Origin of the sequence: Streptomyces sp. NPDC050842 (assembly GCF_044456565.1) — a bacterium.
Classification (GTDB): Bacteria; Actinomycetota; Actinomycetes; order Streptomycetales; family Streptomycetaceae; genus Streptomyces.
In genome coordinates this window covers 232,562-247,566 of the sequence record NZ_JBITGA010000002.1, presented here as the reverse complement: position 1 = coordinate 247,566, position 15,005 = coordinate 232,562, and the positions used below count along the sequence as shown (strand labels likewise).

Sequence of the window (15,005 nt, the reverse complement as noted above, 5' to 3'; positions counted from 1 at the left end):
GTGTCACCGGCAGGCGTGCGTGGGGGTTCAGCCGGTGACGCTCGGGGCGCCGGTCTCGATGTGGCCGGTGTACCGACGTGACCAGGTCCCGTCGATGTCGGCGAGGATCGTGAAGTCGTACCAGCCGCCGTGGTAGGCCACCGCGTTGAAGAAGTCCTCGCGGCTGGAGTTCGCCGGGACCGTGTAGGTCCACGGTCCGTCCGTGCGGTAGGCGTTCGAGCGGATCGTGAACGTCACCGGCGCCGCGGAGGTGTTGGTCATCCTGAACCACAGGGCCGTCCGGCCCGTCCCCGCCTCCGGTGCGAACCGGGCCGCGACCTCCACGGCCTTGCCGGCCTTGGACGCGTCGCCGATGAAGCGCCGCAGGAAGCGGTTGGGTCCCATCATCGAGATGTCGTACTTCCCGGAGCCCGACCCGAGCCCGATGTTGAAGTAGTCGGAGGCCGTGCCGCCCGCGTCGACCGTGTACTGCCAGGCCGCCGTGTCGCGGTGCTGGTGCGGATGGATCGAGAAGTGCGCCGCCTGCTTGGCCTCCACTCCCTGGTTCGTCATCGAGAACCAGGCCAGGATCTTGCCGGCGGCACCGAACTCGAACCGGTCGAGGTTGCCGTTCACCTGGTACGGCAGGGCGCGCGCCGGGCGGGTGCCGGACTCCTGCGCGGGCTGGGCGTTGTTCTGCGGTGCCGGGTTCGGCAGCGGGCCGCAGGTGGCCTGGCCGATCACCTTCGCCGTGGACGGGAGGCCGGCGGGCACTCCGTACACCGGGTGGGCGAAGTCGAAGACGCTCGTCAGGTCGCCCGTCACCCGGCGCCGCCAGGCGCTGATGTTCGGACAGGTGGCCGGTGTGCCGAGAGCCGCCGTCCAGGTCTCCATGAAGCGGAGGACGGAGGTGTGGTCGAAGACCTCGGAGCTCACCCAACCGCCCCGGGTCCACGGGGACATGACAATCATGGGCACGCGGAAGCCCAGCCCGATCGGCACGCCGTCCAGGTACTCGCCCGGCGTCCCGGGCGGAGCGACCGGCGGCGGCACGTGGTCGAAGAACCCGTCGTTCTCGTCGTAGTTGAGGAACAGCACCGTCGAGTCGAAGACTTCGGAGTCGGCGGCCAGCGCGCGGTAGACGAGGTCGACGAAGTGGGCGCCGTCCCCGGGCGGCGCGTACGGGTGCTCGGAGAACGCCTCGCTCGCCACCACCCACGACACCTGCGGCAGCGTGCCCGCCACGACGTCGGCGCGGATGGCCGCGGCGATGTCGTCAGGTGTCGATCCGGTGACCTTGGGGACGGAGCCCATGCCCCGGTCGTACAGCGGGTCGCCGGGGCGGGCGTCGGTGAACTTCTTGAAGTACGCGAGACCGTTGTCGCCGTAGTTGTCCTGAGCGTTCTGGTAGACCTTCCAACTCACCCCGGCCCGCTGGAGTGCCTCCGCGTACGTCTCCCAGGTCAGCCCCGACTCGTCGCCCCCGTCCTTGCTGGAGCCGTCGATCTTTCCGCTCCACAGGAACGTCCGGTTCGGACCGGTGGCGCTCAGCGCCGAGCAGAAGTACGCGTCGCAGATCGTGTAGTGGTCGGCGAGCGCGTGGTGGAAGGGGATGTCCTCGCGGTCGAGATGACCGAGCGTCCGCGTGTTGCCCACGCCCATGACCCAGTTGTCCATCCGGCCCTTGTTCCAGGCCGCGTGCTGCGAGGTCCAGCTGTGGGGCAGGTCGCCGTTGCACTGCGCGAGGGTCTCGCCGTCGACCCCGCCCGCGGGCGGGGTGTCGCTGAGCTTCCACGGGTACTGGCGGCCGCCCCAGTTGGGCTGGTTGAACATGCCCCAGCCGCCGGGCAGATTGCCGGCGGCGCGGTCGCCGAAGCCCCGTACGCCGCGCAGGGTGCCGAAGTAGTGGTCGAAGCTGCGGTTCTCCTGCATGAGGATCACGACGTGCCGGACGTCGGTGAGCGTGCCGGTCGCGGCACGCGCGGCGGCCGACGCACGGCCGGTCGGCAGCGCCGCCCCGGCGACGAGCCCCGCGCCGATACCGACGAATCCCCTGCGGCTGATGGGAAGCATGCCCCGCCTCTCCTGTCACGGCGTGCCCGCGCGGCACGTCGGGAGCCATGATGGGGGAGGGGAGCTTAAAGGTATACGGCCGTGCAGTAATTCCTGGGTTAACAGCCCAGGGCCATGGAACGCCGGTGTGGAGATTGGTCCGACCTCATACCAATAAGGCTGAGGTTCCGTAGGTCCGCCTCGGTCAGACGGTGACGACCTTCACCCCGGCCTCCGTCAGCTGAGCCGTGGCCTCCGCGGAGATGTCGGTGTCGGTGACCAGGAGGTCGATCCGGTCCAGACCGCAGATGCGGGCGAACGCGCGGCGGCCCATCTTGGAGGAGTCGGTCACGACGACGACCCGGCTCGACCGCTGGGCGAACAGCCGGCTGATGCTCGCCTCGTCCTCGTGGTGGGCCATCACGCCCAGCTCGGCGTCGACGCCGTCGACCCCGAGGATCACGACGTCGAGCACGACCTCGTTGAGCACGCCGACGGTCAGCGGGCCGACCAGCTCGTACGTCTGCGGGCGCGCCACCCCGCCCGTCGTGACGATCTTGATCTGTGGGCGCACCGCCAGCTCGCCGGCGATGTTGAGCGCGTTGGTGACCACGGTCAGGGCGGGCCCGGCCGCGCCCGCGCCCGGCGACTCCGCCCGGCCGCTCGCGAACCGCAGCGCGAGCGCCCGCGCCACCTCCGTCGTCGTCGTGCCGCCGTTGAGCCCGACGACCTCTCCGGGGGTCACCAGATCGGCCGCCGCCGCGGCGATCCGCTGCTTCTCCGAGGCGTGCCGTGTGGACTTGTAGCGGAGCGGCAGCTCGTACGACACGCCGTGCGCGACCGCCCCGCCCCGCGTCCGTACGAGCAGCTGCTGCTCGGCGAGTTCGTCGAGGTCCCGGCGGATCGTGGCGGCGGAGACCTCCAGCGCGGTCGCCGCCTCCTCCACCTCGACCTTCCCCGAGGCCGCGAGCAGCTCCAGGAGTGCGTTCCACCGCTCGTGCTTGGACATCGGCCCATCCCCTCCCGATCGTGCGCGCGTCCGATTCTATCCGTCGGCGCGCGTCAACCCTGGCAGCGCAATGCGCACATCTGCTTGAATGAGTCCACCTTCACGCATCTTCGATCAATCATCGCGCACTCTTCTTGCAAGGAGTCCTGCATGACCACCTCACGCACCGCCGTGGAGATCGCCTCCCAGCCGGCCACCTGGCGCCAGGCGGCCCGCACCCTTCCCCAGCACACCGCCGCCCTGCCCCGTCGGGGCGAGCGCGTCGCCGTGATCGGCTGTGGCACCTCCTGGTTCATGGCCCTGGCCTACGCCGAGCTGCGCGAGGCCGGCGGCCACGGCGAGACCGACGCCTTCGCGGCCTCCGAGTTCCCTTACGGCCGCCGCTACGACCGTGTCGTGGCCATCACCCGCTCCGGTACGACCAGTGAGGTGCTGGCCGTCCTCTCCCGGCTGCGCGGCGACGTGCCCACCGGCGCGCTCACCGCCGACCCCACGACCCCCGTGATGGACCTCGCGGACGAGGTCGCCGTCCTGGACTTCGCGGACGAGGAGTCCGTCGTCCAGACCCGCTTCGCGACCACGGCGCTCGCCCTGTTCCGCGCGCACCTGGAGTCCGAGGACGCCCTGCCCGCCGGCGTAAGGCCCCTCGCGGAGGCCGCGGAGGACGCCGAGCGTGCCGTCGCCGTTCCGCTCGACGACGCGGTCCTCACCGCCGAGCAGTTCACCTTCCTCGGCACCGGCTGGACCTACGGCCTCGCCCTGGAGGCCGGGCTGAAGATGCGGGAGGCGGCCGGGGCGTGGACGGAGTCGTACCCGGCGATGGAGTACCGGCACGGCCCGATCAGCATCACCGGCCCCGGGCGCGTCGCGTGGGGCTTCGGCACGCTCCCCGTGGGCCTCGCGGACGAGGTGCGCAAGGTCGGCGGCACGGTCGTCGAGAGCGATCTCGACCCGCTCGCGGACCTGATCCGGGCTCAGCGCCTGGCGGTGGCGGTGGCCGAGGCCCAGGGTCTCAACCCCGACACCCCCCGGAACCTGACCCGTTCCGTGGTCCTGGCCGACCACCATGCCTGACCGCACCACCATGCCTGACCGCCCCGAGCCCACCGACTCCCAGGAAGCAGGACCATGCCACTGACGCCGACCGACGAGATCGTCCGCCGGGCCCGCGCGGCCGGGACCGGGGTGGGGGCGTTCAACGTCCTCCAGCTCGAACACGCGCAGGCCATCGTCGCCGGCGCGGAGGCCGCCGACCGCCCGGTCGTCCTCCAGATCAGCGAGAACACGGTCCGCTACCACGGTGCTCTGGAGCCGGTCGCCCTCGCGTCCCTCGCCGTCGCCAGGGCCGCGAAGGTGCCCGTCGCGGTCCACCTCGACCACGCCGAGAACCCCGACCTCGTCCGCGAGGCCGTCGCGCTCGGCCTCGGCTCGGTGATGTTCGACGCCTCCAAGCTGCCGTACGCGGACAACGTGGCGGCGACCCGCGAGGTCGTGGAGCACTGCCATCACCACGGCGTCTGGGTGGAGGCCGAGCTGGGGGAGATCGGCGGCAAGGGCGGCGCCCACACGCCGGGTGTGCGCACCGACCCCGACGAGGCCCTCGCGTTCGTGACCGCCACCGGAGTCGACGCGCTCGCCGTCGCGGTCGGCAGCGCCCACCAGATGCTGACCCGGGACGCGGTCCTCGACTTCGAGCTGATCGCCCGCCTGCGCGCGGCGGTCGACACGCCGCTCGTCCTGCACGGCTCCTCGGGCGTCTCGGACGCGGACCTCGCGGCGGCGATCGCGGCGGGCATGACGAAGGTGAACGTCTCCACCCATCTGAACAAGGCCTTCACACAGGCGATCCGTACCCACCTGGCCGAGCACCCCACCGCGTTCGACCCCCGCCATTACCTGACCCCGGCCCGCACGGCGGTCGCCCAGGAGGTCTCGCACCTCCTGACGGTCCTGTCCCCGGCCTGACGGGGGTGGCCGCGTCCTCCAGTGCCTGGCAGGCGCCCTGGCCGAGGTGGGGGGTCATGGCGTGCGCCGCGTCGCCGAGGAGGGCGACGCGGCCGGCGACGAAGGAGGGCAGGGGCGCGACGGCGATTGCCTACTCGCAGGCCACGCCATCACCGTCGCGGTCGAGGTGACGGCCGTAGCCGGGCTCACCCACGCGGATGGGATCGGCGCCGGCGGCGCGGACCGCCGTGCAGTTCCGGTAGTAGACGCTGCCGCCACCGCTGCCGTCCTCGGTCGGCGTGGGCGCCGGCGTACGGGTGGGAGTGGGCGTCCGGGTGGGCGCCGTCGTGCGGGAAGGAGTCGGCGTCGGCCGCTGCGTCGGCTTCGTGGTCGGCTTCGGAGTGGGCTTGTGGAGCACCGTGTCGGGCGCGGCGGGACACGGGACATCCGGTGCGGTCAGATACACCACGGGCACCATCGACGAGACCGGTTCACCGGCGGACGGTCGCTGGAAGCAGACGAGCCAGGTGCCGTACGCGGCCGGGAGTTTCACGTCCTTGTAGACGGCGTACGCGCGGCCCAGGTTCTTGGTGAGCAGTGGCTCGGCTGCCGTGTAGGTGCCTCCGACGAGCGTCGGCATCGTCGCCGCCTCGCTCTTCGAGGGTGAGGGTGAAGGTGACGTCGACGCCGGCGGAGTGGTGGTGGCGGTCCGCGTGGCGGTGGGCCGAGGTGTGGCCTTCGCGTCGTCCGTCGGCTCCTTCGGCGGGTCGACAAGGAGGAAGGGGGACAGGAACCAGAGGAACGCGAGGACCGTCGCGACGATCTTCTTCGCCGGGCTCCACCGGGTGAGCCATGTCAGGGCTATGCCGCCGGGCGGGAAGACGACCAGGGCCGTGACGACGAGTGCCGGATGCTGCCACCACCGTCGTACGGGCGAGGGGAAACGGGGTGGAAACGGCGGGTGGCCGTACGGCTGGCCGTAGCCGGGCGGCGGCGGTTGCGTCATCGGGTCTCTCCACGGGCGAGGCGAACTGAGCGGCGCTCAACCTACACAAGACGTTCACGCCCTCTCCGCCCTTTCCGCGGATTGACCCTCGCCCGACTCCCGGCTCCAGGGGTGCGGCCAGTGGCGTTCGGCCGATGGGGCATGCGTCAGGATGGGGGCATGACCGAGATCCGTACCCCCCGCCTCATCCTCCGACGCTGGACCGACGACGACCTCGTCCCCCTGGCCGAGATCAACGCCGACTCCGAGGTCATGCGCTGGATCGGCGACGGATCGGTGCGGGACCTGGAGGAGACCGCCGGGGACATCGAGCGGTACGAGGAGGAGTGGGACGACGAGGGCTTCGGGCTCTTCGCCGTCGAGCTCATCGCCTCCGGCGAGCTGATCGGCTTCGCGGGGCTCTCCGTGCCGGAAGGGCCGCCGGAGCTGCTGGCCGAAGTGGAGATCAGCTGGCGTCTCGGCAGGCCCTTCTGGGGACAGGGGTACGCCTCCGAGGCCGCCCACGCGGTCCTGGAGTTCGCACTCCAGGACCGGGGGCTCGACCGGGTGATCGCCCTCACCCACATCAGCAACTCGTCCGCCGAGAACATCCTGGGCAAGCTCGGCATGACCGCCGAGCGCGAGACCAACCACCCGGTCTTCGACGTGCCGCTGCGCGTCTACGCCATCGACCTCACCGAGTACGAGGCCTGATCAGGGCTGATACTGACTTCGGCTCAGTGGCGCTCGGGCAGGTCCCGCTCCGCCGGCAGCTGCGTCGTCAGGTCACCGGCCGTGGGCGAGGCGGCCGAGCGCGAGGTCGGGGCCGCCGGCTTCTTGCCGCAGAACGCCGCCTCCAGCGTCCCGCCGAGCGCCGTGTTGGCCGAGCCGTGGTTCGAGGTGTTCGCCACCGCCGAGAGGCTGCGCTTCCCGTCACGCGTCGAGAAGGCGTACGTGTAGAAACCCTGCACGGTGCCGGTGTGGCCGAAGATCTGCGTGCCGCACGAGAGGTCGTACCGGCGCAGCCCGAGACCGTAGAAGCGGGTGTTCGTGGTGTCCGTCGGCGTGACTGTCGTCATCGCCTCCAGCATGGCCGGCGACAGCAGCCTGCCGCGCATGAGGGCGCTGGTGAAGGTGTTCAGGTCGCCGGGGCTGGAGATGACGGCCCCGGCGGACTGCGCCCAGGAGACCGTCTGCTCCGTGGAGTCCACGAGCGGGGCGCCCTCCTCGTCGGGGTGCAGGTAGCCGCGCACGTGCAGCCCCTTGATGCGGGTGTCCGGGTGGACGTACGAGGTCTTGCGCAGCTTCAGCGGCTTGAAGATGCGGCGCTCGTACGCGTCGGCGACCGGCCGGCCCGTGGCCTTCTCGATCAGCATGCCGACCACCACGAAGTTGGCGTTCGAGTACTTGTACGCCACTCCGGGCTCGGTCGTCCGGGGCAGGGCCAGGGAGAGGTCGACGAGCTCCTGGTAGGTGAACGCCTTGTTCCGTACCGCTTCGAAGCCGGGCACGGTGCTGTTGAACATCTGGTCCGTGTAGTCGGCGAGACCGCTGCGGTGGGTGATCAGGTGCCGGACCGTGATGCGGTCGTCGGGGAGCAGACCGGGCAGGTACGTGTTGACCGGCGCGTCGAGCGTCAGCTTCCCCTCGTCCACCAGCTGGAGGAGGACGACCGTCGAGAACGTCTTGCTGACGCTGCCGATCCGGAATCGGGCCTGGACGTCCATCGCCGCACCCGAGACGCGGTCCCGCACACCGACGGTCCGGCTCCGGACGCCGTCGGGACCGGTGTACCGAGCCATGGCGCCCGGGGCGCCGTTGGCCATCGCCGCGTTCAGCGCGGCGGTCACGCCCGCCATGTCGGGAGCCGGAGTGGGCGCGGGGGCGGTGGTGGCCTTCGCGGAGCCGGCCGCGGGGGCGGGGGCGGCGAAGGCGTTGGTCGCCGGGGCGACACCCGCCGCGAGGGCGGCGATCAGGGTGGCGCTCACGGCCAGGCGGCGGCGGTGGGACGGCAGGGTCACAGTGGTTCCTCGGCTTCTTCCGGGTCATCCGGATCGTTCGGCGCGGCGCGGCGCGGCAGCGGTAGGCCGCGGGGCCGGGAACGCGCGACCGTGACGGTGCGCCCGTGACAGTGCGACCCCCGTGCCCATGGATCATGAGTGACAACGCCGGAGAAAAGTTCCTGACACGGGGGACGAGTTCCGGAGGTCACTGTTCCGAGTGCGGGGACGCAGGCGGCCGGGGAGGCCACGTACCCTCGTTCACGTGCCCAGTTCCCGCCTGCATCGCGTCGCCGTCCTCGTCCTCGAAGGCGCGAAGCCGCTCGACGTCGGCATCCCGGCGCAGGTGTTCACGACCCGCGCGAGCATGCCGTACGAGGTACGGGTCTGCGGCGCGCAGCCCGGTCCCGTCGCGGGCGGGGACGGACTGTCGTACCACGTCGCCCACGGCCTCGACGCCCTCGCCTGGGCCGACATCGTCTTCGTCCCCGGCTACCGGTTCCCCGACCGCGAGGACCCGCCGCGGGCCGTCGTCGACGCGCTGATCGCGGCCCACGACCGGGGCGCGCGCCTGGCCGCGATCTCGACGGGAGCGTTCGCGCTCGCCGCGACGGGGCTCCTCGACGGCAAGCGCGCCACCACGCACTGGCACTACGCGCGGGCGCTCGCGGCGAAACGCCCTCTCGTCCGGGTCGACGAGAACGTCCTGTTCGTCGACGAGGGCAGCGTCCTGACGTCGGCCGGCGCCGCTTCCGGCATCGACCTGTGCTTGCACATCCTGCGCGGCGACCTCGGCGTGGCCGCCTCGAACCACGCGGCCCGACGCCTCGTCGCGGCCCCGTACCGCAGCGGCGGCCAGGCGCAGTACGTACCGCGCAGCGTGCCCGAGGCCCTCGGCGAACGGTTCGCCGCCACGCGCGAGTGGGCGCTGCACCGGCTCGGCGAGCCCCTCACCCTGGAGATCCTGGCCCGGCACGCGGCGGTGTCGGCACGGACGCTCTCCCGCCGGTTCGTCGAGGACACCGGGTACACGCCCATGCAGTGGGTGATGCGGGCCCGGATCGACATGGCCCGCGAGCTCCTGGAGCGGTCCGGGCGGGGCGTCGAGCAGATCGCCGCCGACGTCGGCCTCGGCACCGGAGCGAATCTGCGCCTGCACTTCCAGCACATCCTCGGCACCACGCCGAGCGAGTACCGGCGGACCTTCGCGCAGGGCGAGTAGCCCGTTTCCCCCGGTCGGAGCGTGCGCGGCACCCCGCTGGCGCGATCCTTGCGGACCGTGGCGATCACGCCGCTGTCACGGGCCGATTTCGTACGCGAGTCTGAAGCGCAACGGAACGGAACGGAAGGGACACCGCTCATGACTCGCATCGCGATCAACGGATTCGGCCGCATCGGACGGAACGTGCTGCGCGCACTCCTGGAGCGCGACAGCGACCTCGAGGTCGTCGCCGTCAACGACCTCACCGAGCCCGCCGCCCTCGCGCGGCTGCTCGCCTACGACACGACGTCCGGTCGTCTCGGCCGCCCGGTCAGCGTCGAGGGGAACACCCTCGTCGTCGACGGCCGCCGCATCACCGTCCTGGCCGAGCGCGAGCCCGCGCAGCTGCCCTGGGCCGAGCTGGGCGTCGACATCGTGCTCGAGTCGACCGGCCGCTTCACGTCGGCGAAGGCCGCCCGCGCCCACCTCGACGCCGGTGCGAAGAAGGTCCTCGTGAGCGCCCCGGCCGATGGCGCGGACGTCACGCTCGCGTACGGCGTCAACACCGACGCGTACGACCACGAGCTGCACACGATCGTCTCGAACGCCTCGTGCACGACCAACGCGCTCGCGCCGCTGGCCGCGGTCCTCGACGACCTCGCGGGCATCGAGCACGGCTTCATGACGACGGTCCACGCCTACACGCAGGAGCAGAACCTGCTGGACGGCCCCCACCGTGACGCCCGCCGCGCCCGCGCCGCCGCCGTCAACATCGTGCCGACGACGACCGGCGCCGCCAAGGCCATCGGCCACGTGCTGCCGAACCTCGACGGCAAGCTGTCGGGCGACTCGATCCGCGTACCGGTCCCCGTCGGCTCGATCGTCGAGCTCAACACGACCGTTGCCCGCGACGTGACGCTCGAGGACGTCCTGGCCGCCTACCGCACCGCGGCGGAGGGCCCGCTCGCCGGCGTGCTGGAGTACTCGGAGGACCCGCTGGTCTCCTCCGACATCACGGGCAACCCGCACTCGTCGATCTTCGACTCGGCCCTCACCCGCGTCGAAGGCCGTCACATCAAGGTCGTCGCCTGGTACGACAACGAGTGGGGCTTCTCGAACCGAGTGATCGACACGCTCCAGCTCCTCGCGGGCCGCTGACCGTAAGACCCCGGCCGAGCAGGCCCGCACACCTGCCCGGCCCTCCTGAGAGCGCTCCGGCCCCGGCCGTCCCCCTAGCGGACGGCCGGCCGGAGCGCTCCGCCATGCCCGAGCTCCCTCGAATCCCCTACGGGCCCTCGATCCCGACGACGGTCCCGAACGGGTCGCGCAGCTGGGCGATACGCCGTCCGGGCGCGATGGTCAGCGGACCGCGGTGGTGCTCGCAACCGGCCGCGAGCAGCCGGTCCCGGGCCTGATCGACGTCGTCGACACCCCAGTACACGACAGGACTGCCGCCCCGGGGATTCCGCTCGTCGTCCACCGGGTGGAACCCGAGCTCGACCTCACCGGCCTCCACCCAGGCGTAGACCGCCCCGGTGTCGCCGACGTCGATTTCCACAGTGACGTCCAGCACCTCGCCCCACCACCGAGCCGAGGCCTCGGGGTCGATGGCGAAGACCATCACCGTACGGACGCTCCTGAACACGGCCCACCTCCAAGTGCGGTGACGGTAGCACCCCGTTCAGCCCCCGTGAGCAGGCCTTTCGCGCACGGCTCCGGAGCCCTCGCCGGCCGGCCGAGGGAACCGGGCCCGTAGGGTGGCCGGCATGACGATCACTCGAATTCCTCGCGGTTCCGGAGAGCGCAAGCGGGACGTGCTGGTGCGGCTGGAGAGGGAGTTGGACATCTGGGTGGCATCGGCGGATGCCGAAGGGGAGCCGTATCTCGTGCCCTTGTCCTTCCTCTGGGACGGGGAGTTCGTCTGGCTCTGCACCCGGTCGGCCAACCCCACCGGCCGTAACCTCCTCGCCGGAGGGCGGGTTCGGCTCGCGCTCGGGGATCTGCGGGACGTCGTGCTCGTCGACGGCGAGGTGAGGGCCTTCACCGCGAGCGACGTGCCCCCGTCCGCCGTCGAGGCGTTCTTCGCCAAGACCGGCTGGGACCCCCGGGCGTCGGGCGCCGCCTACGGCTGGTTCCGGGTACGGACCCGCGCGGTCCAGGCGTGGCACGAGGTGCACGAACTGCCGGGGCGGCAGATCATGCGGGACGGTGTCTGGGTCGTGTAGCCGTCGTCCTTGGACGGTGGAGTCAGTCGTCCGTTGCGCGTTGATCTGCCGCGTGCGTGGCTTCGGCGGGCGGCGCGTGGCGTTGTGCTGGTCGCGGTGCGGTCATGTCGAGCAGGAGCAGCGCGTCATGGTCGGGGTTCCGGGTTCGGCGGTGTAGACGCCGATGCGCTGGCTTGCGGCCGGTCACCTCGTAACGTTCCCACAGGCTTCCTCACGGCGCAGGCCGGGGGTGCGGCGGATGCCGGCGCCGACGGTGGGGCCGACGTGTCCGGGGCTGGTCTGGGTGCGGCGGGCGCGCAGGTAGCGGCCCAGCTCAGCGCCTTCGCTGTGCGCGCTCTCGGTTGCCATGACACCAGTCCCACCCGCACACGACCTGGTCCACAGGTGCCAGGGGAGCCCTGTCATGACCCCCGAAGATCCCGCCCTGCCACGTCGACGCGATCCCGGCGAAGCTGGATCAGCAATCCGGGATCCCGCCGGTGGCCCTCGCGTGCACGACTCGCCGGGCCGGGCGAGAGTGAAGGTGCCGGGCGACGCGACGATGCGGAAAGGACGACATGCGCTACATCGAGCTGCGTGACCTGGAGGTTTCCCGGATCGGCCTGGGTGCGATGGGGATGTCCCACGGTTACACCGGCTCCGGTACGGACGACGCCGAGTCGATCAGGACGGTGCACCGCGCGCTGGCACTGGGCGTCACGCTCATCGGCACCGCCGAGATCTACGGCCCCTACACGAACGAGGAGCTGCTCGGGAAGGCGCTCAAAGGGCGCCGGGACAAGGTGGTGCTCGCCACCGAGTTCGGTCTGGTCTCCTACGGGGGAGATGGTGCCTGGAACCTGGATTCCCGTCCGGCGAACATCCGTACCGCCGTCGAGGGCTCCCTGAAGCGGCTGGGTACCGACCACGTCGACCTGTACTACCAGCTGGCTGGTGCCGTTCTCCCCGCTGGGCCGCGGCGTCCTGACGGGCACGGTCCGTTCCACCGACCAGTTCGACGAGGGCGACTTCCGGCGCGACAACCCGCGCTTCACCGGCGAGAACTTCCGGCGCAACCTCGCACTCGCGTCACCCTGACCGTCGAGCAACTCGACCAGCTCGCCGCCCTGCCGCCCGCCTCGGGCGACACCCACACGGAGGAGCAGGCGCGGATGCTCGAACGCTGACTTCCCGCACCGCCCAGCACCCGCACCCCAGCACCCGCACCCCCACCAGCAAAGGACTACCCCTATGCAGTACGTCACCCTGAACAACGGCGTCGAGATGCCGCTCCTCGGCTTCGGCGTCTACCAGATCCCCGCCGAGGACACCGAGCGCGCCGTCTCGGACGCACTCGCCGCCGGATACCGCCTCCTCGACACCGCTGCCGCCTACGCCAACGAAGAGGCCGTGGGCCGCGCCATCAAGTCCAGCGGCATCGCCCGCGAGGACCTGTTCGTCACCACCAAGTTGTGGATCCAGGACGCTCCGGCCCAGGACAACACCAGGCGCGCGTTCGAGACGTCGCTGGCCAAGCTGGGTCTGGACCACCTCGACCTGTACCTGATGCACCAGCCCTTCGGTGACGTCTACGGGCAGTGGCGGGCGATGGAGGCCCTCAACCGCGAAGGCACGGCCAGGGCGGTCGGTGTCGCCAACTTCTACCCCGACCGGCTGCTCGACCTGATCGTCAACAACGAGATCACCCCGGCCGTCAACCAGATCGAGACCCACCCGTTCTTCCAGCGCGCCGGCTACCAGGACCTCATGCGCGAGCACGGTGTGCAGATCCAGTCCTGGGGCGGCTTCGCCGAGGGCAGGAACGACCTGTTCGGCAACCCGCTGCTGGCCGAGATCGGCAAGGAGTACGGCAAGTCGGTCGCGCAGGTGGTGCTGCGCTGGCTGACCCAGCGGGGCGTCATCGCCATCCCCAAGTCGGTACGTGCCGAGCGCATGGCGGAGAACATCGACGTCTTCGACTTCCGGCTCACCGACGAGCAGATGGCTCGGATCGGCACGCTCGACACCGGTGCCTCGCTGTTCTTCGACCACCGCGACCCGGAGATCGTCGCCGCGTTCGCCAAGCGCCGCCTGGACGCCTGACTCGCGTCCGCACCTGGGGCGAGCACGCGGCGCCGAGCGGTGGGCCGTCGCTCGCCGCGTTCCGTTCCCGGATCCCTCGCGAAGGGCCCGTCTGTGAATCCGCGAACAGGATGCCGACGCCCGTCCCGCCATCAAGGGCGCGCTCCCCGACGCGGCCGGGTACACGACCGTGCTGCTGGGCAGTCCCATCTGGAACGTGCGTGCATCCATGATCATGGCGACCCCCACGGAGCAGCTCGACTTCTCCGGCAAGACCGTCGTGCCGTTCACCACGCACGCCATGAGCGGCCTGGGCACCACCGCACGCGACTACGCGGCCACCTGCCGCGGCGCCACCTTCGCCGAGGGGCCGGCCGTCCAGGGCGAAAAGGTGGAGCAAGTCGATCGTGACATCAGCGACTGGCTGCAACGCATCGGCCTCGAGGTTTCCGACAGTGCTCGGCACGCGTCCGCCGAGCCGGGCGACCGGACGGACAGTAGCGCCGCTCAGCGAGCGCCTTGATTGGGCAGACGCCCAATTCCGCCGCGACAGCACTGGGCTCCTGCCGGGAGACAGTCGTGGCGGGGGACCCCGACCATGGGCACTGGTCGCGATTGCGAGGACGCGCAACGCGCCGTATCCGTGAAGGAGTTCCTATGTCAGGGAGATTGAGCCGAGCGTTCGGCAGCGCCCTCCTCGCCGTCGTGCTGGCGGCCGTCGCCACGCCCGGCACCGCCGGTGCCGCGGAGGCGCCGACGGGCAGGATCGCGTCGCTCGGCACCGACTGGGGTCAGACCGGTCCGTACGAGGTGAACGTCGACATCGGCGTCGTGCACACCTTCTACTACCCGCGCGACATGGGGCGGTCGGGCGAGCGGCACCCGGTGGTCATCTGGGGCAACGGCACCGGCGCCGTGCCGGGGATCTACAGCTCGCTGCTGCGGCACTGGGCGAGCCAGGGCTTCATCGTCGCCGCCGCCAACACCCCCGCCTCCAACTTCGCGATCAGCATGCGCGCCGGGATCGACGTGCTGGAGAAGTGGAACGCGGACAGCGGCAGCCCGTTCTACGGGAAGGTCGACTTGGAGCACATCGGCTCCGCCGGACACTCGCAGGGCGGCGCGGCGGCGATCAATGCCGCGATCGACCCGCGCGTCGACACCGCCGTTCCCATCCAGCCGGGCCCCCTCGCCAGCGCGGACCTGATGGACGAACCCGTCTTCTACCTGGCCGGTCAGCGGGACCTGACGGTGTGGCCCGCCCTGGTGAAGGCGTTCTACCGGGACTCGTCCCACGTCCCCGCCGTCTACGGCGAGGTCCGCGGCGCCGGACACCTCAGCTCCATCGGCGACGGCGGGGACTTCCGTGCCCCGACCACCGCCTGGCTGCGCTTCTGGCTGATGGGCGACGAGCAGGCCCGGGGCGTGTTCTTCGGCCCCGGCTGCGGCTACTGCGTGGACGACGACCTCTGGTCCGGCTGGGAGCGCAACACCAAGGCGCTGCAGATCCCCGGTCCGACGGCCTGACACGCGCCGTCCGTGAGACCCG

Annotated in this window: 14 protein-coding genes and 3 pseudogenes; 10 read left to right on the top strand and 7 right to left on the bottom strand. The window is 71.2% G+C overall.

The genetic code is table 11. The features are described 5' to 3' along the window. Nucleotides 1-27 precede the first annotated feature (27 nt). Nucleotides 28-2,052, bottom strand: a complete 2,025-nt coding sequence (locus tag ACIBG6_RS06390; protein ID WP_399221405.1) for a phosphocholine-specific phospholipase C — start codon at nt 2,050-2,052, stop codon at nt 28-30. Between the two features lie 184 nt (nt 2,053-2,236). Next, a complete protein-coding gene (locus ACIBG6_RS06385) occupies nt 2,237-3,040 on the bottom strand; it encodes a DeoR/GlpR family DNA-binding transcription regulator (RefSeq protein WP_399221404.1) in 804 nt (267 codons plus the stop codon). Between the two features lie 150 nt (nt 3,041-3,190). On the opposite strand from ACIBG6_RS06385, the gene ACIBG6_RS06380 reads away from it, so the two are divergent. Then, complete coding sequence (locus ACIBG6_RS06380) at nt 3,191-4,114, top strand: SIS domain-containing protein (RefSeq protein ID WP_399221403.1); 924 nt, start codon at nt 3,191-3,193, stop codon at nt 4,112-4,114. A gap of 54 nt (nt 4,115-4,168) precedes the next feature. Then, the gene (locus tag ACIBG6_RS06375; RefSeq protein WP_399221401.1) at nt 4,169-5,005 is read left to right on the top strand and encodes a ketose-bisphosphate aldolase; all 837 of its coding nucleotides are present in this window, start codon (nt 4,169-4,171) and stop codon (nt 5,003-5,005) included. 4 nt (nt 5,006-5,009) lie between these two features. On the opposite strand, the pseudogene ACIBG6_RS06370 reads toward ACIBG6_RS06375, so the two are convergent. Further along, nucleotides 5,010-5,120, bottom strand: a pseudogene (locus ACIBG6_RS06370) (FAD-dependent monooxygenase); the annotation flags it as partial. Between the two features lie 15 nt (nt 5,121-5,135). Continuing rightward, on the bottom strand, nt 5,136-5,990 hold the full coding sequence (locus tag ACIBG6_RS06365; RefSeq protein WP_399221400.1) for an excalibur calcium-binding domain-containing protein: 855 nt from the start codon (nt 5,988-5,990) through the stop codon (nt 5,136-5,138). A gap of 159 nt (nt 5,991-6,149) precedes the next feature. On the opposite strand from ACIBG6_RS06365, the gene ACIBG6_RS06360 reads away from it, so the two are divergent. Next, the gene (locus tag ACIBG6_RS06360) at nt 6,150-6,683 is read left to right on the top strand and encodes a GNAT family N-acetyltransferase (RefSeq protein WP_399221399.1); all 534 of its coding nucleotides are present in this window, start codon (nt 6,150-6,152) and stop codon (nt 6,681-6,683) included. A gap of 23 nt (nt 6,684-6,706) precedes the next feature. Here ACIBG6_RS06360 and ACIBG6_RS06355 read toward each other — a convergent pair whose 3' ends face one another. After that, on the bottom strand, nt 6,707-7,990 hold the full coding sequence (locus ACIBG6_RS06355) for a serine hydrolase domain-containing protein (RefSeq protein ID WP_399221398.1): 1,284 nt from the start codon (nt 7,988-7,990) through the stop codon (nt 6,707-6,709). 244 nt (nt 7,991-8,234) lie between these two features. Between ACIBG6_RS06355 and ACIBG6_RS06350 the strand changes: the two genes are divergently transcribed. After that, entirely contained in the window at nt 8,235-9,191 is a 957-nt protein-coding gene (locus ACIBG6_RS06350; protein ID WP_399221397.1) for a GlxA family transcriptional regulator, read from the top strand. Between the two features lie 138 nt (nt 9,192-9,329). Continuing rightward, entirely contained in the window at nt 9,330-10,328 is a 999-nt protein-coding gene (gap, locus tag ACIBG6_RS06345; RefSeq protein WP_329619248.1) for a type I glyceraldehyde-3-phosphate dehydrogenase, read from the top strand. Between the two features lie 127 nt (nt 10,329-10,455). On the opposite strand, the gene ACIBG6_RS06340 is transcribed toward gap, so the two are convergent. After that, complete coding sequence (locus ACIBG6_RS06340; protein WP_399221396.1) at nt 10,456-10,815, bottom strand: VOC family protein; 360 nt, start codon at nt 10,813-10,815, stop codon at nt 10,456-10,458. A 121-nt stretch (nt 10,816-10,936) separates the two neighbouring features. Between ACIBG6_RS06340 and ACIBG6_RS06335 the strand changes: the two genes are divergently transcribed. Further along, complete coding sequence (locus ACIBG6_RS06335; RefSeq protein WP_399221395.1) at nt 10,937-11,395, top strand: pyridoxamine 5'-phosphate oxidase family protein; 459 nt, start codon at nt 10,937-10,939, stop codon at nt 11,393-11,395. Nucleotides 11,396-11,602: 207 nt separating this feature from the next. Here ACIBG6_RS06335 and ACIBG6_RS06330 read toward each other — a convergent pair. Next, a pseudogene (locus ACIBG6_RS06330) lies at nt 11,603-11,743 on the bottom strand (transcriptional regulator); the annotation flags it as partial. Nucleotides 11,744-11,952: 209 nt separating this feature from the next. Between ACIBG6_RS06330 and ACIBG6_RS06325 the strand changes: the two are divergent. From ACIBG6_RS06325 to ACIBG6_RS06310, 4 genes and pseudogenes are all read left to right on the top strand, one after another. Then, nucleotides 11,953-12,561 (top strand): annotated as a pseudogene (locus tag ACIBG6_RS06325) (aldo/keto reductase). A gap of 64 nt (nt 12,562-12,625) precedes the next feature. Further along, nucleotides 12,626-13,477, top strand: a complete 852-nt coding sequence (locus tag ACIBG6_RS06320; protein ID WP_399221394.1) for an aldo/keto reductase — start codon at nt 12,626-12,628, stop codon at nt 13,475-13,477. A 97-nt stretch (nt 13,478-13,574) separates the two neighbouring features. Further along, nucleotides 13,575-13,979, top strand: a complete 405-nt coding sequence (locus ACIBG6_RS06315) for a flavodoxin (RefSeq protein WP_399221947.1) — start codon at nt 13,575-13,577, stop codon at nt 13,977-13,979. Nucleotides 13,980-14,113: 134 nt separating this feature from the next. Further along, nucleotides 14,114-14,983, top strand: a complete 870-nt coding sequence (locus ACIBG6_RS06310; protein WP_399221392.1) for an acetylxylan esterase — start codon at nt 14,114-14,116, stop codon at nt 14,981-14,983. Nucleotides 14,984-15,005 lie beyond the last annotated feature (22 nt).